Genomic DNA, 23,140 nt, shown 5'->3' with positions numbered 1-23,140 from the left:
CGATCAGGATGGGTGGTGTGTGTCGTCGTCGCCGTCTGCTGCCTGGCCGTCCGCCACCGGCAGGATCAGCGTGGGTCGGGTGACGTCTTCCACGGTGGCGGCAGCCGTTTCTCCGGGATGTCGCCGCCGGCCCTGCAGCGCACCGTTCATCAGGTTGAATGCGGCGAACAGCCGGCCCAGTTCGTCGCGGCGAACCAGCCGGATGCGGTAACGGAAGTCGCCCCGCGCCACCCGCAGCATCGCGTTTCCGAGCAGGTCCAGCAGGGTCAGCAATTGCCGGGACAGCCAGTACGTGGCGCCGATCACCGCGACCAGCGTCACCACCAGCACGGCGATGATGACCCACAGGGTGGTCTTGCGGGCTGCCCGCAGCGGCGCGTCGCTAATGCCCAGATGCAGTTCGCCCACCGTGGCCGTCTGGTAATGGATCGGCACGTCGAACAGCAGCATCTCGTCGCGGCCGGGGGCGCCGGTATCGCTGCCGCGATAGCTGTCGATATCGTCCGATCGCGACAGCGGCTTCTTCCCGGTCAGCGCCGGCAGCCGGGTGCCGACCTCATCCGCCTGCGTGCTGGCGATGATTTCGCCGTAACGATCGGCGATGGCCAGATAGTGGATCTGCTGGTTGCGGGCGATGCTCTCGACCAGCGCGCGGGTGGCGGCGCGATCGCCGAGCAGCAGGTTTTCCGCCGATTCGTTGGCGACCATGCGCCCCAGCGAGCTGCCGAAATCCAGCGCCAGGCCGGTGACGGCGGCGTTCTGCTTGGCGTGGATCGCCGCCAGTCCCAGCAGCAGGGTGAGGCTGAGCGTGGCGCCGAGGACGCCGACCCAGCGCAGGCGCAGCGAGGTGATGTGGCTGGTCAGCGGCCGTTCGTGCAGGCGCTCGTACTCGCGTCGGGCCAGCCGCAGGTCGGCGACGACCTCGCTTCCCCGCTGATAGCGCTCCGTCGCCGCGGGCGCCAGCAAGGTGTGCACGATGCCGACCAGGATCGACGGCGCGGACGGGTCGCGTGGCTGGATCGACGGGGTGGGCAAGCGCTGGCGCGCATGGATCAGCTGCCGGATGTCGCCGGTCTCCGGCCATGGCAGCTTGCCGGTGAGCAGCCAGTACAACACCACACCCAGCGAGAACAGGTCACTGCGTGCGTCGGTCGGTTCGCCGCGCAGGTGCTCCGGCGCCATGTAGGCCGGCGTGCCGGCGATCTGGGTACGCGTGGCGCCGGGCCTGTCTTGCCCGCCGCGTCGTTCGGCGATGCCGAAATCGTTGACCTTGGCGTGTTGCCAGCCCTCGGCCAGCATGATGTTCTCGGGCTTGATGTCGTGGTGCACGACCCCCTGGGCGTGGGCGTAGTCGAGTGCGGCGGCGATCTGTCCGGCCAGCTCCATGATCGCCGGCAGTGAAGGAAAGCCCTCGCGACTGACGCGGCTGGCCAGCGTCTCGCCGGAGAGCCGCTCCATCGCGATGTACGGACTGCCGTCGTCGGTCTCTCCCACGTCGAAGATGGTGACGATGTGGGGATGGGTGAGGTGGCCGGCGGCTCGCGCCTCGACCAGGAAGCGGTCGCGATAGACGGGGTCGGCGGCAACCTCCCGGTGCAGGCACTTGATCGCCACCGCGCGCTGGATGTCCGGGTCGAAGCCGGCGTAGACGACGGCCATCGCGCCCTCGCCGAGGACGCCGTCGATGCGGTAGCGACCAACCTTCGACGGGATCTCGCGCGCGGTCACGGCAGCGGGTTCAGATCAGCCACCAGGCCAGCGCGACCACGGCGATGAGCACCAGCGCCCCGGCCGCGATCCGGCGCCCGTTTGCTGTGCGGCGTTCATCGTGTTCGCGGGTCAGGAACACGAACTCCGCGTGACCCAGCCGGATGTGGTCGCTGTGCTTCAGCATCGTCATGTGGATGCGCTTGTCGTTCACGAACGTGCCATTGGTGGACAGCGTGTTCATGATGATGTGGCGGCCCTGCTTGTTGGTGATCCAGGCATGCGAGGCGGACACGCTCGGGTCATCGACGACGATGTGGTTGTCGTTGCCCCGGCCGATGGTCTGCCTGCCCTCGTTCAAGGTGAAGCGCCGGCCTGCCAGCCCGGGACTGATTCCCTCGAGCACCGGCTGGTGCACGCTGGCCAGGCCATCCAGGGTCGCCTCGGCCTCGCTGGTGTACTGGCGCAGCATCTCGGTCGCAAAGAACCGCGTTCCCTGCGGTCCCGCGGAGTGTTTGTCGGCCGGGTCCGCTGGCGTTTGATTGTGGCCGTTCATGAAGATCCTGGGGACCGATTTCGTGGTCACTATAACCAACCGCCCGACCAAGCGAACACCTCCCGGCGAGGCGTGCCTGCGCAGGTTCACCCCATCATTCAGCAACCGCGTGAGGGTGGTGTCGACGGCTTGCCGAACCCATGCCGCCGGGCGATCGCTTCAATCGAGAAAGCTGGCAATGACATCGTTGAGGAAGCGCTGGCCCAGTGCGGTGGCGTGCAGGCGACCCGGATCGTCGCGCAGCCAGCCGCGCTGGCGGGCGGCGGCCAGGCCGGCAGCGATGCGTTCGGCCGGCAGGCCGGTGCGCTCGGCAAAGGCCGCCATTGGCACGCCATCGATCAGTCGCAGCGCGTTGAGCATGTATTCGAACGGCAGCTCGCTGGCCTCCACCCGGTTGTCGCCACCGATGCGTGCGGGGCCGGCGGCAGCATCCATGTAGGCGCGCGGGCCGCGGGTCTTCCAGCGGCGGTGAATGTCGCCGCTGGCGGCGTCGCTGAGCTTGCCGTGGGCCCCGGCGCCGATGCCGAGGTAGTCACCGAACTGCCAGTAGTTGAGGTTGTGCACGCAGCGCCGGCCGGGCCTGGCATAGGCGGAGATTTCGTACTGGCCGTAGCCGGCGGCGGCCAGACGCGCCTCGCAGGCTTCCTGCATCGCCCACGCATCGTCGTCATCGGGCAGCGGAGGCGGGTTCGCGGCGAACACGGTGTTCGGCTCCAGCGTGAGCTGGTAGTGCGAGACGTGGGTGGGCTGCAGCGCGACGGCGCGTTCCACGTCGGCCAGAGCGCCGTCGAGGTCCTGCTGCGGCAGCGCGTACATCAGGTCGAGGTTGATGTTGTCGTAGCCGGCGTTCTGTGCCGACTTCACCGCGGCCTCGGCCTCGTTCGCCGAGTGGATGCGGCCGAGCCGGCGCAGCTTGTCGTCGTCGAAGCTCTGCACGCCGAACGAGATGCGGTTGACCCCGGCGGCCAGGTAGCCGTCGAAGCGGCCATGCTCGACCGTGCCGGGATTGGTTTCCAGGGTGATCTCCGCGTCATCGGCCAGCGGCAAGCGCTCGCGCACGCCGTCGAGCAGGCGGGCGATCAGCTCCGGCGAAAACAGGCTGGGCGTGCCGCCGCCGAAGAACACGCTGATGACGGGGCGACCTTCCAGCGCCATGGCGAAGTCTGCGCGGTCCGCGTCGAGGTCGGCCAGCAGATGGTCGATGTAGCCGGCGTACGGCGGCGGCTCGCTGCGCAGGCCGTGTGAGTTGAAGTCGCAGTACGGACACTTCTTCACGCACCACGGCATGTGCACGTACAGCGACAGCGGTGGCGCGATCAGGCTCATGCGTGGTGGCGTTCGCGCAGCCGCTCGTGCAGCTTCACCAGGGCCTGGCCGCGATGGCTGAGCCGGTTCTTCAGCGCGTCGTCCATTTCGGCCACGCTTTGCTGGTAGCCCTCGGGCAGGAACACCGGGTTGTAGCCGAAGCCGCCCGTGCCGCGCCCCTCGGTGAGGATGCGGCCGTGCCAGCGTGCTTCGGCGATCAGCGGGGCGGGGTCGTCGGCGTGCTGCAGCAGCACCAGCACGCAGATGAAGAACGCGCCGCGCTGTTCGGTCGGCACGCCGTCGAGTTCGCGCAGCAGCTTCGCATTGTTCGCCGCGGCATCGCCGTGGCCGCCGCTGTAGCGCGCCGAGTACAGCCCGGGTGCGCCGTGCAGGTGATCGACGCACAGGCCGGAATCGTCGGCCAGCGCAGGCAGGCCGCTGGCCTGGGCGGCGTGGCGTGCCTTGAGCAGGGCGTTCTCGACGAAGGTCAGTCCGGTCTCGTCGGCGTCGCTGATGCCCAGGCTGGTCTGCGGGACCACGTCGAGGCCGCTGTCGGCCAGCAGCGCACTGAATTCCTTCAGCTTGCCGGGGTTGCTGCTGGCCAGCACGATGCGTTGCATGGTGATGTGGTTTCCTTGAGTCCGGTTGATTGTCGCGCTGCGCGCGACGGCTTCAATGGGATAAAAGCGCCGCACGTTGCGCGGCAACCAGTTCGCCGATGCCTTTCTCGGCCAGGGCCAGCATCGCGTCCATCTCTTCGCGGCGGAAGGCATGGCCTTCAGCGGTGCCCTGCACTTCGATGAAACCGCCGCCGTCGTTCATCACCACGTTCATGTCGGTGTCGCAGTCTGAGTCCTCGGCGTAGTCGAGGTCGAGCACGGGCTGGCCCTTGTAGATGCCCACCGACACGGCGGCGATCGCGCCGATCACCGGATTGCGCTTGAGGTTCTCGCGCTTCATCAGCAGGTTCACCGCGTCGACCAGGGCCACGTAGGCACCGGTGATCGCCGCGGTGCGGGTGCCGCCGTCGGCCTGCAGCACGTCGCAGTCCAGCGTGATCACCCGTTCGCCTAGCGCCTGCCGGTTGATGCAGGCGCGCAGGCTGCGGCCGATCAGCCGCTGGATTTCCATGGTGCGGCCGCCCTGGCCGCCGCGCGCGGCTTCGCGCTGCATGCGGGTGTTGGTGGCGCGCGGCAGCATGCCGTATTCGGCGGTGATCCAGCCCTCGCCCTTGCCGCGCAGCCAGGCCGGCGCGCGATCCTCGATGCTGGCGGTGCACAGCACGCGGGTGTCACCAAAGCTCACCAGCACCGAGCCTTCGGCATGGCGGGTGTAGTGGCGTTCGATGCTGACGGCGCGCAGCTGGTCGCTGGCGCGGCCGCTGGGGCGGGAGACGGAATTCATGGGGCGGGTCCTGGGGTCAGCCTGGCCGGATTGGGCAAGCAGGATCGGAGAGTTTACCATTGCGTCCTTTCCCCACGCCCGGAAGGCGCCGATGATCCGCAGCATGACGGCCTATGCCAGCGCCGAAACCACCGGCCCCGCCGGTACGCTCGGCTGCGAGCTGCGCACGGTCAACCACCGCTACCTGGAGCTGAGTCCGCGCCTGCCGGACGACCTGCGCGCGTTCGAATCGCAGTTGCGCGAGCGGGTCGCGAGCAAGCTGTCGCGCGGCAAGCTGGACCTGACCGTGCGGCGTACCGGTGACGGGCGCAGCGAATCGCTGCAGGTGAACAGTGCGCTGCTGGCGCGCCTGTCGGAGTTGAACCTGGACATGGCCGCGCTGTTCCCCGGCCTGCAGGTGCAGTTCACCGAACTGCTGCGCTTCCCCGGCGTGATGCAGCAGGCCGAAACCGATCCCGAGGCGCAGCAGGCCGCACTGTTCGACGTGCTGGACCGCGCGCTGGATGCGCTCACCGCCACCCGCGAGCGCGAGGGCGCCAAGCTGGGCGAGATCCTGCGCGAGAAGCTGGACGGCATCGAGCGCGTGGTGGCCGACGTGCGCGGCTGGATGCCGGAGATCCGCGCCGCGTTGCGCACCCGCCTGGAAACGCGGCTGGCCGACCTGAAGCAACCGGTCGAGCCGGGCCGGCTGGAACAGGAACTGGTGCTGCAGATCACCCGCACCGACGTCGACGAGGAACTGGACCGGCTCAGCACGCATATCGCCGAGACGCGCCGCGTGCTTGGGCTGAAGGAGCCGGTCGGCCGCCGGCTGGACTTCCTGATGCAGGAATTCAACCGCGAGGCGAACACGCTGGGTTCCAAGTCGGTCGACGCGCGCAGCACCAACGCGGCGGTCGAGCTGAAGGTGCTGATCGAGCAGATGCGCGAACAGGTGCAGAACATCGAATGAACATGGGCTTGCTGATCTCGATTCCGCGCAGGCCGTGGCCCCTCACCCTCCGCAAGGGATTCCCTTCGGTCACAACCCTCTCCCCGGAGGGGAGAGGGGGCGAACGTGCTGCGCATCGTCATGAATATTGAGGCGGCGGGCACGCTGTTCGTGGTCGCCGCGCCCTCCGGCGCGGGCAAGTCCACCCTGGTGAACGCGCTGCTCGAGCGCGAGCACGCGATCTCGCTGTCGGTGTCGCACACCACGCGGCCGCCGCGTCCCGGTGAAATGTACGGACGGCATTACTACTTCGTCGAACGCGAGGAGTTCGAGCGCGAGATCGCCGAAGGCATTTTTTTGGAACACGCCGAGGTGCATGGCAACCTCTACGGCACCTCGCGCACCACGGTGCAGGAACTGCTGGCGCAGGGTCGCGACGTGCTGTTGGAGATCGACTGGCAGGGCGCCGAGCAGATTCGCCGCAGCAAGCCCGATTGCGTCAGCGTGTTCATCCTGCCGCCGTCGCGGGCCGAGCTGGAACGGCGCCTGCGCGGCCGCGGTTCGGATGCGCCGGAGGTGATCGAGCGCCGCCTGCGCAACTCGCGCGGCGAGATCGCCCACGCCCATGAATTCGACTACGTCCTGGTCAACGACGTGTTCGACGATGCGCTGGCCGACCTGCAGGCGATCGTGCGGGCGGTGCGCCTGCGCAGCGCACTGCAGTGGCAGCGCCACGAAGCCCTGATCGCCGAACTGCTCGCCCCCGGCGGCTGAAACGCCGGCCGTCGCATGGTCTTCGAACCGCGCATCGGCTACCTTGTCCGCTTTCTCCACGTCGTTTGCCGCCCATGACCGACCCCGTTCGCGCCACACCCGACGACGCCACCCTGGTGCGGATCCGTGGCCTGACCACGGTGCTCAACGGCAAGACCATTTTCGATGCGCTGGACATGGACATCCCCCGCGGCAGGATCACCGCGATCATGGGCCCCAGCGGCACCGGCAAGACCACCCTGCTCAAGCACATCACCGGGCAGATGCGCGCCGACGCGGGCACGATCCACGTCAACGGCGCGAACCTGGCCCAGCTGTCGCGCGAGCAGCTGTACAAGCTGCGCGAGGGGATCGGCTACCTGTTCCAGAATTCGGCGCTGCTGACCGACTTCGACGTGTTCGAGAACGTGGCGTTCCCGCTGCGCCAGCACACGAAGCTGCCGGAGGAGCTGATTCGCAACCTGGTGCTGCTGAAGCTGCAGGCCGTCGGCCTGCGCGGCGCGGCGCGACTGAGCCCGGACGAGCTGTCGGGCGGCATGGCGCGGCGCGTGGCGCTGGCGCGGGCGATCGTGTTCGATCCGATGCTGATCCTGTATGACGAGCCGTTCGTGGGGCTGGACCCGGTGGCGCTGAACCAGGTGCTGAAACTGATCCGCACGTTGAACGAGACGCTGGGCATCACCAGCGTGCTGGTGGCGCACGAGCTGGAAGCGGTCAAGCGGGTGGCCGACCACGTGTACCTGATCGCCAACGGCAAGGTGGTGGCGCAGGGCGATCCGAAGACGATCGCCGATGACGGCTCGGCGTGGACGCGCCAGTTCTTCGGCGGCGAGGCGGACGGCCCGGTGCCGTTCCAGTATCCGGCTGGTGATTACGCGCAGGCGCTGGGTCTGGCGGGAGTGGCGAAATGACCGCGCGCGGGCCACAAGCCAACAATGTCGTGCTCCGCTCGCTGGCGCAGATCGGGGCCAGCGGGCTGTTCCTGCTGACCCTGCTGGCGGCGGTTCCGCGCAGCTTCCGCCACGTGCGCGAGACTATCCGCCAGCTGTGGTTCGTCGGCGCGATGAGCCTGACCATCATCATGGTCTGCGGCCTGTTCGTGGGCATGGTGCTGATGCTGCAGCTGTACCACGTGCTGTCGATCTTCGGCGGCACCTCGGCCAGCGGCATGGTGGTGGCGTTGTCGGTGTACCGCGAGCTGGGGCCGGTGGTCACCGCGCTGCTGTTCGCCGGCCGCGCCGGTACCGCGATCACCGCCGAGATCGGCCTGATGCGCGCCACCGACCAGATCTCGGCGATGGAGATGATGGCGGTCGACCCGATCGCCTACGTCGCCACGCCGCGCTTCCTGGCCGGGCTGATCGCGATGCCGCTGCTGTGCTGCGTGTTCTGCGCGATGGCGGTGTTCGGCGGCCACCTGGTCGGCGTCACCTGGCTGGGCATCGACAACGGCACGTTCTGGTCGAACATGACTGCGGTGGTCGACGTGCGCACCGACATCGTCAACGGCGTGCTGTTCAAGAGCCTGGCCTTCGGCGCGGTGGTGTCGCTGATCGCGGTGTTCCAGGGCTTCACCACCGCGCCTACCAGCGAAGGCGTGGCGTATGCCACCACGCGCACCGTGGTCGCCTCGTCGATCGCCATCCTGGCGCTCGATTTCGTGCTCACCGCTTTCCTGATGTAACTGCCATGACCCATCGTTTTCCGAGGATTCTGCCGTGAGCCAACCCAGAAGTTCGTACGCCGTCGGCACCGGCCTGTTCATCGTGCTCGGCTTCGCCGCGCTGGCCTACCTGGCGACCCAGACCAGTTCGGTGGCGAACGTCCACCAGGGCGACAGCTACACCATCCAGGCACAGTTCACCAACATCGGCCAGCTGAAGGAGCGCGCGCCGGTGAAGATCGCCGGGGTGCGGGTGGGCCAGGTGCAGTCGATCACGCTGAAGCCCGATCACGACGTGGCCGACGTGACGCTGTCGATCGACAGGAACTACAACCACATTCCGCAGGATTCGGTGGCCACCATCTTCACCAGCGGCCTGCTCGGCGACCAGTACGTGGGCATCGAGTACGGCAGCGCGAAGCAGGCGGTGGCCGGCGGCGGCACGCTGGCGCGGACCAAGTCCACCCAGCCGCTGGAAGAGATGCTGGGCAAGTTCTTCGGCGCCGGCGGCGTGGTCGACAACGTGGGCGGCAGCTATGCGGTGAAGGCGAGCTTCACCAACGTCGGCACGCTCTCGGCCGGCGCGCCGGTGAAGATGGCCGGCGTGGTGATCGGCAGCGTGCAGTCGGTGCACGCCGATCCGGTCAAGCTCAACGCCGAAGTGGTGTTGTCGATCGACAAGCGCTACGACGCGATCCCCGACGATTCGGCCGCCGCGGTGTTCACCAGCGGTTTGATCGGCACCCAGTATGTTGCGATCCAGCCGGGCGGTTCACCCGATGCGCTCAAGGACGGTGACGAGATGATCCTGACCCAGTCCGCGATGCAGCTGGAGGACCTGATCGGCAAGTTCCTGGTGAACGGTTCGTCCAGTGACAAGAAAGACGCCGGCAACGGCAGCAAATAGCCCGCCATCCCTGTCGGCTCGACGAGCCGGTACCGCTTGAGGAGTTACCCATGTTGCGCAGACTGGCTCTTGCCACCGCGATCGCCTTCGGCACCGTCGTCGCCGCCCCCGCGTTTGCCCAGACGCCCGCACCCGCTGCCGCCGATGCCACGCAGCCGACGCCGGCCCAGGTCGTGCAGACGATCGCCGACCAGCTGGCCTCGGCGATCGAGGGGCATCGCGACGAGCTGAAGAAGAACCAGGAGAAGCTCATCAGCGTCATCGATGAGGTGTTCCTGCCGCATTTCGACCTGGACTACGCCTCGATCCTGGTGCTGGGCCAGCACGCCCGCGAAGCGACGCCCGCCCAGCGCGAGCGTTTCGCCAAGGCGTTCTACAACTCGATCACCCACCGCTACGCCGAAGGCCTGCTCAACTACACCCGCGGCCGGGTCAAGGTGCTGCCGTTCAAGGGCGACCTCAACGACAAGCGCACCGTGGTGCGTACCCAGGTGGTGCTGGACGACGGCAAGCTGGTGTCGATCGACTACGCGTTCCGCAAGGGCCGCAATGGCGACTGGAAGGCCTACGACGTGATCATCGAGGGCATTTCCTATGTCACCAACTACCGCAACCAGGTGGATGCGGAAATCCGCAAGGTCGGCATCGAGCAGCTGATCACCAACCTCGAGACCCAGGGCGAGAAGGCGCTGGAGACGATGGCCAAGGACAACAAGGACAAGCCGTGACGAAGGCCGTCGCTGCTTCCGGCTTCCGCCTGGGCGTGGCCTCGCCGGCGACCCTGGCGGTGGCCGGCGAGCTCGGTTTCGACACGGCGAAGGATGCCCTGCAGGCGATGCAGTCCGCACTGGTGGCCGACGTTCGCATCAGCCGGCTCGACCTGGCCGGGGTGACCCGCAGCGACAGCGCCGGGCTGGCCTGCGTGCTTGCCGTGGTGGCCGACGTCCGTGGCCGTGGCCGATCGCTGGAGGTCACCCACATGCCTGCGGGGATGCGGGCGCTGGCCCAGGTCTGCGAAGTCGACCGGATGATGGGCTGACCCGACGGAGCAGCAAAATGAAAAGGGGCCTCGCGGCCCCTTTTTTTTGTGGTCATCCGGTCGCTCCCTCCGGGATCGCTCGGCGATGCCGGCTCGGTCAGCGCTGGCCCGATTGGCCCGGATGGCTGTTTTCCCACTGATGCTGCTGGTCGAGCAATTCCTCGGGATCGAAGTTCTGCTCGTCCAGGCCCTGCATCTGCTGGATGATCTCCACCGGCGGGTTGCCGTCGTAGATCTTGTACAGGCGCTGCTGCCGGTAGGCGTCGCGGATGAACACGTACGGGTCATAGGCGGACTGCAGGAAGCCCTCCGCGTCGATCGCGCGCGAGCGGATCGTCACCAGGTACATCATCTGCGGCATGTACTGCAGGCCGTTGTAGTGATGGTTGTTGGCGAACAGGGTCAGCGGGTCGAAGAAATAGCTGTCCACCGGGCGCTGCCAGATGTCGCGCACGGTGCTGGGACCGAGCAGGGGCAGCATCAGGTAGTCGCCTTCCGGGGCGCCCCAGCGTGCCAGGGTGACGCCGAAATCGTTGTCTTCCAGCGGCAGGCCCAGCTGGCTGGCCGGATCGAAGAAGCCGCCGATGCCCAGGGTCAGGTTGACCAGGAACCGGCCCGTGCTCTGCAGCGCCTGCTTCGGCCGCGCCTGCAACAGGTCGTTGGCGACCGTGATCGGCATCCGGATGTTGGTGAAGAAGTCGCTGAACGAGCGGCGCACCGGCGGGTTCGTCACCTTGCGGTAACCCAGCGCGACGGGACGGATCACCGCCTTGTCCACGGCGTCGTTGAATTTGTAGGCGCCGCGGTTGAACTTCTCCAGCGGATCGTCGGTGCGCGGCTTGGCAATCGTGCAGCCAGCCAGCAACGCGATCGCCAGCACGGGCAACCAGCGGCCAAGCAGGGAAGAGCGAAGCGAAGAAGGCATCAGTGCAGGGTTCGCGTCGGGGGACAGTTAAGTGTACTGTCTGGTTTTGTATCTTGCACGGTTTTCGGCAGGTTTTTGCCCAGCGCGTCCATCCGTGGCCAGCCGGCCATGATACGCGCCGTGCGCATTGCCAGCAAAGCATCCGCTCAACTACACTGTCAGACCATATAAGTCTCTATTCCCTAAGGAATTCGCATGGCCCGTATTACCGTGGAGGACTGCCTTGAGGTGGTCGACAACCGTTTTGAACTGGTATTGATGGCGACCAAGCGCGCGCGCCAGCTGGAAAAGGGCGCCGAACCGGCCGTCAATCCGGATCACGACAAGCCCACCGTACTGGCCCTGCGCGAGATCGCCGCGCGCCGCATCGATCAGGCCACGATCGACCAGATCGACAAGGCCGAGCGCGAGCGCGCCGAGCGTGAGGCGCTGGAATGGGCGGCGGCCGAAGTGGACGACGATCTCTCCAAGGGTGGCGACGACTGATGGATGGCGGTTGCTGTAGCACGTGCTCGCGCGACATCGGCATGGCCGGTGTCATCCAGCGCGCACGTCCGGCAGCCGCACGCTTCACCCGACTCGAGGCAGGCGCCTGAACAGGCGCCGGCAACGATGACTGCGGCCACCCACCCCGCCACGGTCGACCTGTCCGCGCTACCACCGTATGCGCTGGCCCTGAAGGAACGCATCAACTACCTGCCCGAAGCGCAGGTGACGCGGGTATTGCGCGCGTTCCAGATCGGCGCGCAGGCGCACGCCGGCCAGGAGCGCAAGAGCGGCGAGCCGTACATCACCCATCCGGTGGCGGTGGCGGGCATCCTGGCCGAACTGGGGCTGGATGCCGAGACGATCATCGCGGCCATCCTGCACGACACCCTGGAAGACACCGAGCTCAGCCGCGAGGACATCGCCGCCGAGTTCGGCGAGGTCGTGGCCGAACTGGTCGACGGCGTCACCAAGCTGGACAAGATGCGCTTCGGCACCCGCCAGGAGGCCGATGCGGAAAGCTTCCGCAAGATGCTGCTGGCGATGGCGCGCGACATTCGCGTGATCCTGATCAAGCTGTCCGACCGGCTGCACAACATGCGCACGCTGGGCGCCAAGGACGGCTCCTCGCGCCGGCGCATCGCCCGCGAAACGCTGGAGATCTTCGCGCCGATCGCGCAGCGCCTGGGCATGAACAAGTTCAAGGCCGAGTTGCAGGACCTGGGCTTCCACGCCCTGTATCCGGACCGCTATCGCGTGATCAGCGAGCGCATCCGCGCGGCGATCGGCAACCGACGCGAGGCGATGGGCAAGATCGAGGCGGCGCTGACCGCGCGCCTGCAGGCCGACCACCTGCCGGCCCTGGTGGTGGGGCGGATCAAGTCGCCGTGGAGCATCTATTCGAAGATGCGTGGCGAGCACAAGAGCTTCGCCCAGCTGATGGACGTCTACGGTTTCCGCGTGGTGGTCGACAGCGCGATGAGCTGCTACATGGCGCTCGGCATGGTGCACGCGCTGTACAAGCCGGTCGACAAGCGCTTCAAGGACTTCATCGCGATTCCCAAGGCGAACGGCTACCAGTCGCTGCACACCGTGCTGCTCGGGCCGTTCGGCGCGCCCATCGAGGTGCAGATCCGCACCGCCGAGATGGATTCGGTCGCCGAGAGTGGCGTGGCGGCGCACTGGGCCTACAAGACCGAAAGCGGCCCGGCCAACAGCGCGCAGGCGCGTGCGCGGGAGTGGCTGTCCTCGCTGGTCGACAGTTCGGCCAACACGGTGTCGTCGTCGGAGTTCATCGAGAACGTCAAGATCGACCTGTTCCCCGACGAGGTCTACCTGTTCACACCGCGGGGCGACATCCTGTCGCTGCCGCGCAATGCCACCGCTCTGGATTTCGCCTACGCCGTGCACACCGACGTGGGCGACCACGCGGTGGCCGCGCGGGTCGACAAGCGGCTGCTGCCGCTGCGCACCCGACTGGAATCCGGGCAACTGGTGGAGATCATCACCGCGCCGTCGGCGGTGCCCAACCCGGCATGGCTGGAAGTGGTGGTGACCGGCAAGGCGCGTGCCGCCATCCGCCAGTACCTGAAGCACCTGCAGCACGAGGACGCGGTGGATTTCGGCCATCGCATGCTCGATCGCGCGCTGGATGCCCTGGGCAGCAGCCTCGATGGCGTCCCGGCGGCGGTACTCGACCGCTTCCTGGAGACCTCCAAGCTCAAGCGGCTGGAAGAGTTGCTGTCCGACATCGCGCTGGGCAACCGCATGCCCGACGTGGTGGCCAGCCAGTTGCTCGCCTCGCGCGGCAAGAAGGCCGGCAAGCCGCAGCTGCCGGTGCACACGCACGAGAAGATCCGCATCACCGGCGCCGAGCGCGGCGTGCTCAGCTTCGCCAACTGCTGCCACCCGCTGCCGGGCGACGACATCATCGGCTACCTGTCCTCGGGCAAGGGCATCGTGGTGCATCGCGAGGAATGCCCGAACGTGTTCGAGCTGAGCAAGTCGCCCGAACGCCGCGTGGCGATCGAATGGGACCGCGACGTGCAGGGCGACTATCGGGCCGAGCTGCGGATCGAGGTGATCAATCGTCCCGGCGTGCTGGCCACCGTGGCCGCCGCGATCGCCGCCGCCGATTCGAACATCGAGAACGTGGAGTACGTCGAACGCGACTCCGCGGCAGCCACCCTGCTGTTCGCGATGGAAGTGAAAAGCCGCAAGCACCTGGCCGACGTGATCCGTCGCGTGCGCCGCACCGGGGTGGTCAGCGGGGCGTATCGGTATCCGCTGTAAGCCGGGAACGGAGAATCGGCAATGGTTCGCCGTTTCGATGCTCCGGGGGTTTGCATGACCACGACGACGCGATAACTTTCCCGATTCCCGATTCCCGATTCCCGATTCCCTGAGGAAACCCCATGTCCCGCAGCATCATCACCACCGAACAGGCGCCGGCCGCGATCGGTCCGTATTCGCAGGCGGTACGAGCCGGCAACACCGTTTACTTCTCCGGCCAGATTCCGCTGGACCCGGCCACCGGCGCGCTGGTCGATGGCGATGTCACCGCGCAGACACGGCGCGTGTTCGACAACCTCACGGCGGTGGCCACGGCCGCCGGCGGCTCGCTGGCGCAGATCGTGCGGGTGGGCATCTACGTCACCGACCTGGCGAATTTCGCCGCGGTGAACGCGGTGATGGCGGAGTACTTCCAGCAGCCGTATCCGGCGCGCTCCACAATCGAGGTATCCGCGCTGCCGAAGGCGGCCCAGGTCGAGGTGGACGCGGTGATGGTGCTGTCCTGAGCGACATCGGCTGATCCAGCGCGAGGCCGGCGCCGACAGCGTGCGTCGCCGTCCGGCTTACGATGGATGAGGATGCTCGGGTAGGCTTGTCGTTCATGGCCACACGTCCCGCCCGCCCCGCAGTCCCCATCGACACCGATCCCGGCCTCACGCCGGTCGGCAAGCTGCCTGGAGTGGGGCCGGCGCTGGTCGCGTCGCTGGCCCGGCTGGGGCTGGAACGGGTGCAGGACCTGTGGTTCCACCTGCCTTTGCGCTACGAAGACAAGACCCGGGTCACCCCGATCGCCGACCTGCGTCCGGGCGACCGGGCCCAGGTCGAAGGCGTGGTCGAGGCGGTCGAGCGGGGCTTTCGCTATCGACCCCAGCTGAAAGTGGCGATCGGCGACGACAGCCGGCAGACCCTGCTGCTGCGCTTCTTCCATTTCAATCGCGCCCAGGCCGAGCAGTTGCTGCCGGGCGCGCGGCTGCTTTGCTATGGCGAGGTTCGCCATGGCGCGCAGGGCCTGGAAATGGTGCATCCGACTTACCAGCGCCTGACCGGCGAGGCCGTGGCGGCCGTCGACGACCTGCTCAGCCCGGTCTATCCGACCACCGAGGGGCTGGGGCCGAAGCGGCTGGCCGGGGTGATCGGCAAGGCACTGGCGCTGCTGCCGCCCGCGGCCCAACTGGAGCTGATTCCGTCGGCGCTGTGCGCCGAACATGGCCTTACGTCGCTGCGTGACGCACTGCTGTACGTGCATCGCCCGCCGCCGGACGCGCGTCTGGACCAGTTGGTGCTGGGCCGGCATCCGGCGCAGCAGCGACTGGCGTTCGAGGAGTTGCTGACCCAGCACCTGAGCCTGCGCCGCATGCGCGAGGCGGTGCGCCGCCGCCGTGCGCCGAAGCTCGGTGGTGACGGCGGGCTGCGCCGGCAGTTGCTGGCCAGCCTGTCGTTCCGGCTGACGGCGGCGCAGCAGCGGGTCACCGACGAAGTGGCTGGCGACCTCGCACGCAACCATCCGATGCTGCGACTGGTGCAGGGCGACGTTGGCAGCGGCAAGACCGTGGTGGCGGCGCTGGCTGCGCTGGCGGCGGTCGAAGCCGGTCATCAGGTGGCGTTGATGGCGCCGACCGAACTGCTGGCCGAACAGCACCTGCACAATTTCCGGCACTGGCTGCAGCCGCTTGGCATCGAGCTGGAGTGGCTGGCTGGCAAGGTCACCGGCAAGGCGCGCCAGCAGGCGCTGGCCCGGGTCGCCGGCGGCGCAGCGGTGGTGATCGGCACGCACGCCCTGATGCAGGAGGGCGTGGCGTTTGAACGGCTCGGTCTGGTGATCGTCGACGAACAGCACCGCTTCGGCGTGCAACAGCGACTGGCCCTGCGCGACAAGGGCAGGGACGGGCAACTGGTGCCGCACCAGCTGGTGCTGACCGCGACGCCGATCCCGCGCACGCTGGCGATGAGTGCGTATGCCGACCTCGATGTCTCGTCGATCGACGAACTGCCGCCCGGGCGCACGCCGGTGCAGACCATCGCGATCTCCAACGCACGGCGGATCGAGGTGATCGAGCGCATCCACGCCGCTTGCGGTGAGGGGCGCCAGGTGTACTGGGTGTGCACCCTGATCGAGGAATCCGAGCAGCTGCGTGCGCAGGCGGCCGAAGTGGCGCACGCGGAACTTTCCGCGGCGCTGGCCGGCTTCAAGGTCGGCCTGATCCACGGCCGCATGAAGCCGAAGGAAAAGCAGGCGGTGATGGATGCGTTCAAGGCCGGCGAGCTCGCCGTGCTGGTGGCCACCACGGTGATCGAGGTCGGCGTGGACGTGCCGAACGCCAGCCTGATGGTGATCGAGAACAGCGAGCGGCTGGGCCTGGCCCAGTTGCACCAGTTGCGCGGCCGGGTCGGCCGCGGCGCGGTGGCCTCCAACTGCGTGCTGCTGTACCAGCCGCCGCTGGGCCAGCTGGCACGCGAGCGCCTGCAGGTGATGCGGGAAACCAGCGACGGGTTCCGCATCGCCGAGAAGGACCTGGAGCTGCGCGGGCCCGGCGAAGTGCTGGGTACCCGCCAGACGGGGCAGCTCAGTTTCCGCATCGCCGACCTCACCCGCGACGCACACCTGTTGCCGGCCGTGCAGCAGGTCGGCGAACGGATGCTGGCAGAGCATCCGCGGCAGACCGGCCAGTTGATCGAGCGCTGGATCGGCGGCGCCGCCCGTTACGCGCATGCGTGAAGGGTGGAGCGGGAACGGGGAACGGGGATGGACCGGGATAGTCGCCGCTCTGGCCCTTGTTCCCTGTTCCCCGTTCCCTGTTCCCTTTAAGCTACTCAGCTGATCTCACCCGACCCGTCCACATGACCAAGCCGCAACTCCTGATCGACACCGATCCCGGTGTCGACGACGCCCTCGCCATCCTGATGGCTTACGCCCATGCCGATGTGGCCGGCCTCAGCATCGCCGCGGGCAACGTGGGCCTGGGCCACACCGTGCGCAATGCGCGCACCCTGGTCGACCTGGTGGGCATGACGACGCCGGTCTTCGCCGGCTGCGCCATGCCGCTGGTGCGCGCACCGGAAGAAGACGCCGCCTTCGTGCATGGCCAGGACGGTTTCGGCGATGTGGGTTTCGCCGAACCCGCCGCCGCGGTGTCGGCCGAGTCGGCGGCGCTGGCGCTGTTGCGCCTGACCCGCGAGCGCCCCGGCGAGTTGACCCTGGTGGCGTTGGGTCCGCTGACCAACCTGGCGCTGGCGCTGCGGCTGGACCCGAGCCTGCCCGAACGAGTGGCGCGACTGGTGGTGATGGGTGGCGCGGTCACCGGCCACGGCAACACCGGCAAGGTGCCGGCGGAATTCAACATCGGCTTCGACCCCGAGGCGGCCCACGTGGTGTTCGAGGCGTTCCCGGCATTCGACCTGGTCGACTGGGAAGCCACCCTGCGGCACGCATTCGACGATGCCGAGTTCGACCGCTGGCTGGCCGCCGGTGACCATCGCGCGGATTTCTTCGGGCGGATCGTGGCCACGGCGCGTCGCTACAACGCCCGGCACGAACGCACCGGACTGGTCGCCGCGGACGCCCTGGCGATGGCCGTCGCGCTGGACCCCTCGATCGTCACCCGCTGTGAAAGGCGGGCGGTGGCGGTGGAGCTGGATGGTCGCCTGACCCGCGGTGCCACCGTGGTCGACTGGACGGCGCGGCTGGGCCGACCGGCCCAGGCGAACATCGTGCTGGAGGTGGACCAGGCCCGCTTTGCGGCGATGGTGAAGCGCGCGCTGGGCGTTCCGGCCTGATCCGCGGGTGGGGGCGACTTGCGCAGCCAGGCGCATCCTCGTTACAATGCCGCTCTTTTCACCACCGCTTTAGAGCCAGCCATGAAGCCTGATATCCATCCGAATTACGTCCCGGTGGTGTTCCAGGACCTGTCGTCCGACTTCTCGTTCCTGACCAAGTCGACCATGTCCAGCAAGGAAACCATCAAGTGGGAAGACGGCAACGAGTACCCGCTGATCAAGGTGGATATCTCCAGCCATTCGCACCCGTTCTACACCGGCAAGCAGAAGACGCTTGACGTGGGCGGCCGCGTCGACAAGTTCCGTCGCCGTTACGCGGGCTCCGTCAAGGAGTAATCGCCGGTTGCTGCGGGCCGGTCGCTGCAGGCGCCTGGCGCCGGTCAGCAGACCCGATCGCCAACGCGGTTCGAAGACACGGGGCAGGCGCAGGCCTGCCCCGTGTCTTTTCGTGTCCGGCATTCGACCATTCGCCATCGAATGCGCGCGTGGCCTTGTGCGATAATGGCGGGTGAGCTGACGCCAAGGCGTTCGTTGCTTCGGCTGTTTTCCCCGGCCGCCGAAGCCAGGCATTCCGCACAGGACGGCATCGCCCATGGCGATGCCGTCCTGTGATGACCCACATGCAAGGAGATTTCCGTGTCCGATCCCAAGATCGTCAAGTTGGTGGATGAGTCGACCAGTCGCAGCAGCGAGCTGCCCCTGGTCAGCGGCACGCTGGGACCAGCGTGCATCGACATCGCCACCCTGTACAAGGACACCGGCCACTTCACCTACGACCCAGGTTTCGGCAGCACCGCCAGCACCAAGAGTGCGATCACCTACATCGACGGTGACAAGGGCGTGCTGCTGTATCGCGGTTACCCGATCGAGCAGCTGGCGGAGAAGTCCAGCTTCCTCGAGGTGGCCTACCTGCTGCTGAACGGCGAGCTGCCCAAGGCGGACGAGTTCGCTGCGTTCGAGCACGATGTCTCGCATCACACCATGCTGCACGAGTCGCTGAAGAACTTCTTCCAGGGCTTCCACCACGACGCGCACCCGATGGCGATGCTGGCCGCGGCCGTCGCCTCGTTGTCGGCGTTCTACCACGACGACCTCAACGTCGATGATCCGGCCGACCGCAAGCTGGCCGCGATCCGCCTGATCGCCAAGATGCCGACGATCGCCGCGGCCTGCTACCGCTATTCGATCGGCTGGCCGTCGCGCTATCCGCGCAACAACCTCGAGTACGTCGACCGTTTCCTGCACATGATGTTCGAGGTGCCGAGCGAGCCGTTGCAGATGAATCCGGTCGCGGCCAAGGCGCTGGACCTGCTGTTCATCCTGCACGCCGACCACGAGCAGAACGCGTCGACCTCGACGGTGCGCCTGGTCGGTTCCACCGGCGCCAATCCGTATGCGTCGATCGCCGCCGGCATCACCGCGCTGTGGGGCCCGGCCCACGGTGGTGCGAACGAGGCCGTGCTCAAGCAGCTCGAGGAAATCGGCAGCCCGGACAACGTCGAGTCGGCGATCCTGCGCGCCAAGGACAAGAACGACAGCTTCCGCCTGATGGGCTTCGGCCATCGCGTGTACAAGAACTTCGACCCGCGCGCGAAGATCATCCGCGAGATGTGCCACAAGGTGCTGGCCGAACTGGGCGTGAAGGATCCGCTGCTGGACGTGGCGATGAAGCTGGAAGAGGCGGCGCTGAAGGACGAATACTTCATCGAGCGCAAGCTGTATCCGAACGTCGATTTCTACTCGGGCATCATCTACAAGGCGCTGGGCATTCCCACCGAGATGTTCACCGTGATGTTCGCCATCGCCCGCACCGCCGGCTGGATCGCGCACTGGATCGAGCAGCATGAAACGCCGGGATCGCGGATCGGTCGCCCGCGCCAGGTCTATACCGGTGCCGACGTGCGCGACTTCGTGCCGACAACGAAGCGCTGAGTATCTGCGGTTGAAGGAAAGCCCCGGCCATGGTCGGGGCTTTTTTCATGCGGGACAGATCGCTTCAGCGCAGGGCGGCGCTCAACTGCTGCTCGAAATCGTCGGCGGGATCTTCCGCCAGCAGCAGTTCCACCTGGGTCAATGACGCGCGCCGCATCGGCCGGTCGTCGGCACGATCCAGTGGCGCCTGGCGCAGCGCGTCGCGCGGCAGCACGGTGAGGTCGAACGGCAGTTCGTCGGCGGCGAACAGCAACACCTGATATTCCGGCTGATCCTCGTCGCGGCCGTAGCGTAGCCGGCGCACCTGGGTATCGAACGGCACGCCGTGTTCGCGCAGGTAGAGCATCACGGCCTCCGGATCGTCGCTGTAGACGTGCAGGCACACGGCCGAGTGGGCGTCCGCCGTGCCTTCCAGCACCGCGCCGACCAGGCGGGGTTCGAAGGCGGCCAGGAAACGCATCGCGTCGAGCGCCGCCTCCCGGCGTTGCCGCAGCAGTTGCGGCTGGCTGTCGCCGAGGAACAGGCGCTGGTGTTCGCGCAAGGCCTGCTCGATTTCCTGGTTGCGGGGCAGCGCCTGGGTGTCGAGGATGCCCAGGCGTTCCGCCGCCTTCAGCTTGGCGTGGTGGAAATCGCGGATGCCGTGCTCGCTCATCAGCCGCGCCGCTTCCTGGGCGATGCGGACACGGTTGCGTTGCAGGCGGTCATGCGTGTGGATGCGGTGGTGCTCGCCTCGTGACATGGACAGGGCGCTCCTCATCATGCGGAAACCGGCAGCTTCCGTCAGTCGGGCCGCTGCCGGCGAGGGTTCAGAAGATGTCGTAGGCGTGTTGCTGGTCCTGCTCCTTTTGCTGGGCGGCCTGGCTGCGCAACCGGTCGACGTCTTCCACCTTGAACATCTCGCTCATGGCATCGGGATCGCCCGCGCCGGAGGGCAGTCCGCTGTAACGGTTGATCATTACCGTACTGATTCCCGGCGGCATCGGCAACGTGCTGGACGGCTGGTCCTTGAGCGCGCTGCCCATGTAGGACATCCAGATCGGCAGCGCCGCCTTGGCGCCGAACTCGCCCCGGCCGAGCGAGCTGTAGTCGTCGAAGCCCACCCACACGGCGGTCGACAGCTCGCCGTTGAAGCCGACGAACCAGGCGTCGCGGTGGTCGTTGGTGGAGCCGGTCTTGCCGGCCAGGTCGTCGCGCCCCAGCGCGCGGGCGGCCGAACCGGTGCCGCGCAGGATCACGTCCTTCATCAGCGACACCATCAGATAGTCGTTGCGCACCTCGATCACGTGCGGCGCCAGCACCGGGGCGTGCGCACCGGCGCCGTGCGCATCGGCCGGAAGCACGGCTTCGCCCACGCCGTCGACGCTGCTCGACTCGGCCGGCTCGCCGGCCTGGTTGGCCAGGTTGTTGGCCGGCGTCGGATTCATGTCGGCTGGCGGCGGGCCGGGCGGATTGGTGTCCAGCAGGCGCTCCTGGCAGTTACGACAGGCGCGCGCGGGGTTGGCCACGTAGACCGGCGTGCCGTTGCGGTCGTCGATCTCGTGGATGAAATACGGCGTGACCAGGTAGCCGCCATTGGCGAACACGGCGTAGCCGCGGGCCATGCTCATCGGCGACACCGAGGCGGTGCCCAGCGCCATCGACAGGTTGGCCGGGATGGCGTCCTGCGAGAAACCGAAGCGGGTTGCGTACTCGCGCATGAAGCGCACGCCGATGGCGTCGAGCAGGCGCACCGAGACCAGGTTCTTCGACTGCACCAGCGCCTCGCGCAGGCGCATCGGACCGGCGAACTTGCCATCGTCGTTGGATGGCGTCCAGATGCCGTTCGGTCGCGATGGGTCGGGCAGGGCCAGCGGTGCGTCATTGATGATCGAGGAGGGCGTAAAGCCCCGCTCGAACGCTCCCGAGTACAGGTACGGCTTGAAGCTGGAACCGGGCTGGCGGGCGGCCATGACCGCCCGGTTGAACTTGCTGCGGACGAAGCTGAAACCGCCGACCAGGGCCTGGATCGAGCCGTCCTCCGGATTCACCGAGGTCAGCGCGGCTTGCGCGGCGGGGATCTGCGCCAGCTGCCATTCGCCCTTGTCGTCGCGGGCCAGGCGGATGATGTCGCCGCGCTTGAGCACGGCATCGACCCGCGTCGGCGTGGCTCCGACCCGGTCGTCACTGATGTGCGGGCGAGCCCAGCTGAGGGCGGCCAGGTCGAGAATCGCGCTTTCGTGGCTGGACAGGTAGACCGTCGCCTGTCCGGCGTCGCTGGCGGTGACGATGCCCGGCTGCATGCCCGAGATGCTGCCGTAGCCGCCCAGCAGGTTGTCGAAATCGGCGTCGCCCGCATTCGCCGGCAGGTCCTGGTGGGCTTCCGGGCCGCGCCAGCCGTGGCGGCGGTCATAGGCGATCAGCCCTTCGCGCACCGAATCCACCGCGGCCTGCTGACGGCCGCTCTGCACCGTGGTCTTCACCACGTAGCCTTCGGTCAATGCGTCGTTGCCGAAACGGTCGAGCACCTGTCGGCGCACCATCTCGGCCAGGTAGGGGGCGTCCACCTCGATCGGCTGCTCATGCGGGTAGGCGTGGTTCGGCTCGGCGATCGCCTGCTCGTAGACGGCCTTGGTGATGTAGTCGTGGCGCAGCATTTCGCCCAGCACCCAGTTGCGCCGCGCAATCGCCCGCTTCTGCCCGTTGATCGGATTGACCACCGAGGGCAGCTGGAAGGTCGAGGCGATCAGCGCGCACTCGGCCACGCTGAGCTGGTCCAGGGTCTTGCCGTAGTAATACTCCGCTGCCGCGGCCACGCCGTAGGAACGGTGGCCGAGGAACATCTTGTTGAGGTACAGCTCGAGGATCTGGTCCTTGCTCAGCTCGTGCTCGATGCGCAGCGCGATGAAGATTTCGGTGAGCTTGCGCGAATACAGCTTTTCGGGGCTGAGGAAGAAGTTGCGCGCCACCTGCTGGGTGATCGTCGAGCCACCCGGGCCCTTGTCGCCGCCGGTCACCACCACATGCCAGCCGGCACGCGCGATGCCGTGCCAGTCCACGCCCGGGTGGTGGTAGAAGTCGGCGTCCTCGGCCGAAAGCACCGCATGCTTGAGCCGGTCGGGCACCTTGTCGATGTCCACCGGGATGCGCCGCGTCTCGCCGAAGCTGGCGATCAGCTTGCCGTCGGCACTGACCACCCGCAGCGGTACCTGCATGGGGTAGTTCTTCAGCTCGGCCACCGAGGGCAGCCGGGGGGAGATCAGCCAATACGCCACACCCACCGCGATAACTGTCAGGAGCAAACCGGAAAAGGCCAGGAGCAGAGCCCAGCGCAACAAGCGTTTGAAAATTTGCATGGTGTGGAGATAGCGAGACCTGAGTCAAAACATGGCAGAGTATAGATGTAGCAGTATTCCCCGCATGAGGCGTGGTTTGCCAAAGCTCGAACCGGCCCGCCGAAGCAAGGGTC

At 67.4% G+C, this 23,140-nt stretch carries 22 protein-coding genes; 14 read left to right on the top strand and 8 right to left on the bottom strand.

Features of this window, described 5'->3' with window-relative positions; translation table 11 throughout:
• Window positions 1-3 precede the first annotated feature (3 nt).
• From AC3A56_RS06290 to rph, 5 genes are all read right to left on the bottom strand, one after another.
• Window positions 4-1,728 (bottom strand): protein kinase domain-containing protein, encoded by a 1,725-nt coding sequence (locus AC3A56_RS06290; protein ID WP_487769718.1) that lies wholly within the window; start codon window positions 1,726-1,728, stop codon window positions 4-6.
• A 10-nt stretch (window positions 1,729-1,738) separates the two neighbouring features.
• Entirely contained in the window at window positions 1,739-2,353 is a 615-nt protein-coding gene (locus AC3A56_RS06285) for an FHA domain-containing protein (RefSeq protein WP_487769717.1), read from the bottom strand.
• Window positions 2,354-2,422: 69 nt separating this feature from the next.
• Complete coding sequence (hemW, locus tag AC3A56_RS06280) at window positions 2,423-3,589, bottom strand: radical SAM family heme chaperone HemW (protein ID WP_056718477.1); 1,167 nt, start codon at window positions 3,587-3,589, stop codon at window positions 2,423-2,425.
• Window positions 3,586-4,188 (bottom strand): RdgB/HAM1 family non-canonical purine NTP pyrophosphatase, encoded by a 603-nt coding sequence (rdgB, locus tag AC3A56_RS06275; protein WP_056718476.1) that lies wholly within the window; start codon window positions 4,186-4,188, stop codon window positions 3,586-3,588. Before rdgB ends, hemW begins: the two co-directional genes overlap by 4 nt.
• Window positions 4,189-4,240: 52 nt before the next feature.
• Window positions 4,241-4,972, bottom strand: coding sequence for a ribonuclease PH (rph, locus tag AC3A56_RS06270; protein ID WP_056718475.1), 732 nt, complete (start codon window positions 4,970-4,972; stop codon window positions 4,241-4,243).
• Between the two features lie 91 nt (window positions 4,973-5,063).
• Here rph and AC3A56_RS06265 point away from each other — a divergent pair, with 91 nt between their 5' ends.
• The 7 genes from AC3A56_RS06265 to AC3A56_RS06235 all read left to right on the top strand — a co-directional run bounded on the left by AC3A56_RS06265 (window position 5,064) and on the right by AC3A56_RS06235 (window position 10,286).
• Window positions 5,064-5,924, top strand: coding sequence for a YicC/YloC family endoribonuclease (locus AC3A56_RS06265; protein WP_056718474.1), 861 nt, complete (start codon window positions 5,064-5,066; stop codon window positions 5,922-5,924).
• Window positions 5,925-6,044: 120 nt separating this feature from the next.
• Window positions 6,045-6,677 carry a guanylate kinase gene (gene gmk, locus AC3A56_RS06260; protein WP_056718514.1) on the top strand — a complete coding sequence of 211 codons (633 nt, stop codon included), beginning with the start codon at window positions 6,045-6,047 and terminating at the stop codon, window positions 6,675-6,677.
• Window positions 6,678-6,751: 74 nt separating this feature from the next.
• Window positions 6,752-7,588 carry an ABC transporter ATP-binding protein gene (locus tag AC3A56_RS06255; RefSeq protein ID WP_056763775.1) on the top strand — a complete coding sequence of 279 codons (837 nt, stop codon included), beginning with the start codon at window positions 6,752-6,754 and terminating at the stop codon, window positions 7,586-7,588.
• Window positions 7,585-8,361 carry a lipid asymmetry maintenance ABC transporter permease subunit MlaE gene (gene mlaE / locus AC3A56_RS06250; protein ID WP_204110520.1) on the top strand — a complete coding sequence of 259 codons (777 nt, stop codon included), beginning with the start codon at window positions 7,585-7,587 and terminating at the stop codon, window positions 8,359-8,361. The genes AC3A56_RS06255 and mlaE overlap by 4 nt, the downstream gene beginning before the upstream one ends.
• Window positions 8,362-8,395: 34 nt before the next feature.
• Window positions 8,396-9,247 (top strand): outer membrane lipid asymmetry maintenance protein MlaD, encoded by an 852-nt coding sequence (mlaD, locus tag AC3A56_RS06245; protein WP_056718471.1) that lies wholly within the window; start codon window positions 8,396-8,398, stop codon window positions 9,245-9,247.
• A gap of 50 nt (window positions 9,248-9,297) precedes the next feature.
• On the top strand, window positions 9,298-9,975 hold the full coding sequence (locus AC3A56_RS06240) for an MlaC/ttg2D family ABC transporter substrate-binding protein (RefSeq protein WP_056718470.1): 678 nt from the start codon (window positions 9,298-9,300) through the stop codon (window positions 9,973-9,975).
• Complete coding sequence (locus tag AC3A56_RS06235; RefSeq protein ID WP_056763778.1) at window positions 9,972-10,286, top strand: STAS domain-containing protein; 315 nt, start codon at window positions 9,972-9,974, stop codon at window positions 10,284-10,286. The genes AC3A56_RS06240 and AC3A56_RS06235 overlap by 4 nt, the downstream gene beginning before the upstream one ends.
• Window positions 10,287-10,383: 97 nt before the next feature.
• Here AC3A56_RS06235 and AC3A56_RS06230 read toward each other — a convergent pair whose 3' ends face one another.
• A complete protein-coding gene (locus AC3A56_RS06230; protein ID WP_056763780.1) occupies window positions 10,384-11,211 on the bottom strand; it encodes an MlaA family lipoprotein in 828 nt (275 codons plus the stop codon).
• A 195-nt stretch (window positions 11,212-11,406) separates the two neighbouring features.
• Between AC3A56_RS06230 and rpoZ the strand changes: the two genes are divergently transcribed.
• From rpoZ to AC3A56_RS06195, 7 genes are all read left to right on the top strand, one after another.
• Window positions 11,407-11,697, top strand: a complete 291-nt coding sequence (gene rpoZ / locus AC3A56_RS06225) for a DNA-directed RNA polymerase subunit omega (protein ID WP_007509529.1) — start codon at window positions 11,407-11,409, stop codon at window positions 11,695-11,697.
• Between the two features lie 126 nt (window positions 11,698-11,823).
• Complete coding sequence (locus AC3A56_RS06220) at window positions 11,824-13,989, top strand: RelA/SpoT family protein (RefSeq protein ID WP_056718468.1); 2,166 nt, start codon at window positions 11,824-11,826, stop codon at window positions 13,987-13,989.
• Between the two features lie 122 nt (window positions 13,990-14,111).
• Entirely contained in the window at window positions 14,112-14,495 is a 384-nt protein-coding gene (locus AC3A56_RS06215) for a RidA family protein (protein ID WP_056718467.1), read from the top strand.
• A 95-nt stretch (window positions 14,496-14,590) separates the two neighbouring features.
• Window positions 14,591-16,705 (top strand): ATP-dependent DNA helicase RecG, encoded by a 2,115-nt coding sequence (recG, locus tag AC3A56_RS06210; protein WP_487769716.1) that lies wholly within the window; start codon window positions 14,591-14,593, stop codon window positions 16,703-16,705.
• A 122-nt stretch (window positions 16,706-16,827) separates the two neighbouring features.
• Window positions 16,828-17,763 carry a nucleoside hydrolase gene (locus AC3A56_RS06205; protein ID WP_487769715.1) on the top strand — a complete coding sequence of 312 codons (936 nt, stop codon included), beginning with the start codon at window positions 16,828-16,830 and terminating at the stop codon, window positions 17,761-17,763.
• An 81-nt stretch (window positions 17,764-17,844) separates the two neighbouring features.
• Window positions 17,845-18,099 (top strand): type B 50S ribosomal protein L31, encoded by a 255-nt coding sequence (locus AC3A56_RS06200; protein WP_007807226.1) that lies wholly within the window; start codon window positions 17,845-17,847, stop codon window positions 18,097-18,099.
• A gap of 300 nt (window positions 18,100-18,399) precedes the next feature.
• Window positions 18,400-19,695 (top strand): citrate synthase, encoded by a 1,296-nt coding sequence (locus AC3A56_RS06195; RefSeq protein ID WP_007807225.1) that lies wholly within the window; start codon window positions 18,400-18,402, stop codon window positions 19,693-19,695.
• 64 nt (window positions 19,696-19,759) lie between these two features.
• Here AC3A56_RS06195 and AC3A56_RS06190 read toward each other — a convergent pair whose 3' ends face one another.
• Window positions 19,760-20,434: a hypothetical protein gene (locus AC3A56_RS06190; RefSeq protein ID WP_204110527.1), complete on the bottom strand. Its 675-nt coding sequence runs from the start codon at window positions 20,432-20,434 to the stop codon at window positions 19,760-19,762.
• A gap of 67 nt (window positions 20,435-20,501) precedes the next feature.
• Window positions 20,502-23,027 (bottom strand): penicillin-binding protein 1A, encoded by a 2,526-nt coding sequence (locus AC3A56_RS06185; RefSeq protein ID WP_487769714.1) that lies wholly within the window; start codon window positions 23,025-23,027, stop codon window positions 20,502-20,504.
• Between the last annotated feature and the right edge of the window lie 113 nt (window positions 23,028-23,140).

It is taken from the genome of Rhodanobacter sp. Soil_C_14 (assembly GCF_057657335.1).
Note: the sequence above shows the minus strand (reverse complement) of the source record. Positions and strands in the feature narration are given on the sequence as shown.

Excerpts from the sequence above, each read along its gene's own strand:
- hemW (WP_056718477.1), bottom strand. The coding sequence starts at position 3,589 with ATGAGCCTGATCGCGCCACCGCTGTCGCTGTACGTGCACATGCCGTGG.
- rdgB (WP_056718476.1), bottom strand. The coding sequence starts at position 4,188 with ATGCAACGCATCGTGCTGGCCAGCAGCAACCCCGGCAAGCTGAAGGAA.
- rph (WP_056718475.1), bottom strand. The coding sequence starts at position 4,972 with ATGAATTCCGTCTCCCGCCCCAGCGGCCGCGCCAGCGACCAGCTGCGC.
- AC3A56_RS06265 (WP_056718474.1), top strand. The coding sequence starts at position 5,064 with ATGATCCGCAGCATGACGGCCTATGCCAGCGCCGAAACCACCGGCCCC.
- gmk (WP_056718514.1), top strand. The coding sequence starts at position 6,045 with ATGAATATTGAGGCGGCGGGCACGCTGTTCGTGGTCGCCGCGCCCTCC.
- AC3A56_RS06255 (WP_056763775.1), top strand. The coding sequence starts at position 6,752 with ATGACCGACCCCGTTCGCGCCACACCCGACGACGCCACCCTGGTGCGG.
- mlaE (WP_204110520.1), top strand. The coding sequence starts at position 7,585 with ATGACCGCGCGCGGGCCACAAGCCAACAATGTCGTGCTCCGCTCGCTG.
- AC3A56_RS06240 (WP_056718470.1), top strand. The coding sequence starts at position 9,298 with ATGTTGCGCAGACTGGCTCTTGCCACCGCGATCGCCTTCGGCACCGTC.
- AC3A56_RS06230 (WP_056763780.1), bottom strand. The coding sequence starts at position 11,211 with ATGCCTTCTTCGCTTCGCTCTTCCCTGCTTGGCCGCTGGTTGCCCGTG.
- rpoZ (WP_007509529.1), top strand. The coding sequence starts at position 11,407 with ATGGCCCGTATTACCGTGGAGGACTGCCTTGAGGTGGTCGACAACCGT.
- AC3A56_RS06220 (WP_056718468.1), top strand. The coding sequence starts at position 11,824 with ATGACTGCGGCCACCCACCCCGCCACGGTCGACCTGTCCGCGCTACCA.
- AC3A56_RS06215 (WP_056718467.1), top strand. The coding sequence starts at position 14,112 with ATGTCCCGCAGCATCATCACCACCGAACAGGCGCCGGCCGCGATCGGT.
- recG (WP_487769716.1), top strand. The coding sequence starts at position 14,591 with ATGGCCACACGTCCCGCCCGCCCCGCAGTCCCCATCGACACCGATCCC.
- AC3A56_RS06205 (WP_487769715.1), top strand. The coding sequence starts at position 16,828 with ATGACCAAGCCGCAACTCCTGATCGACACCGATCCCGGTGTCGACGAC.
- AC3A56_RS06200 (WP_007807226.1), top strand. The coding sequence starts at position 17,845 with ATGAAGCCTGATATCCATCCGAATTACGTCCCGGTGGTGTTCCAGGAC.
- AC3A56_RS06190 (WP_204110527.1), bottom strand. The coding sequence starts at position 20,434 with ATGTCACGAGGCGAGCACCACCGCATCCACACGCATGACCGCCTGCAA.
- AC3A56_RS06185 (WP_487769714.1), bottom strand. The coding sequence starts at position 23,027 with ATGCAAATTTTCAAACGCTTGTTGCGCTGGGCTCTGCTCCTGGCCTTT.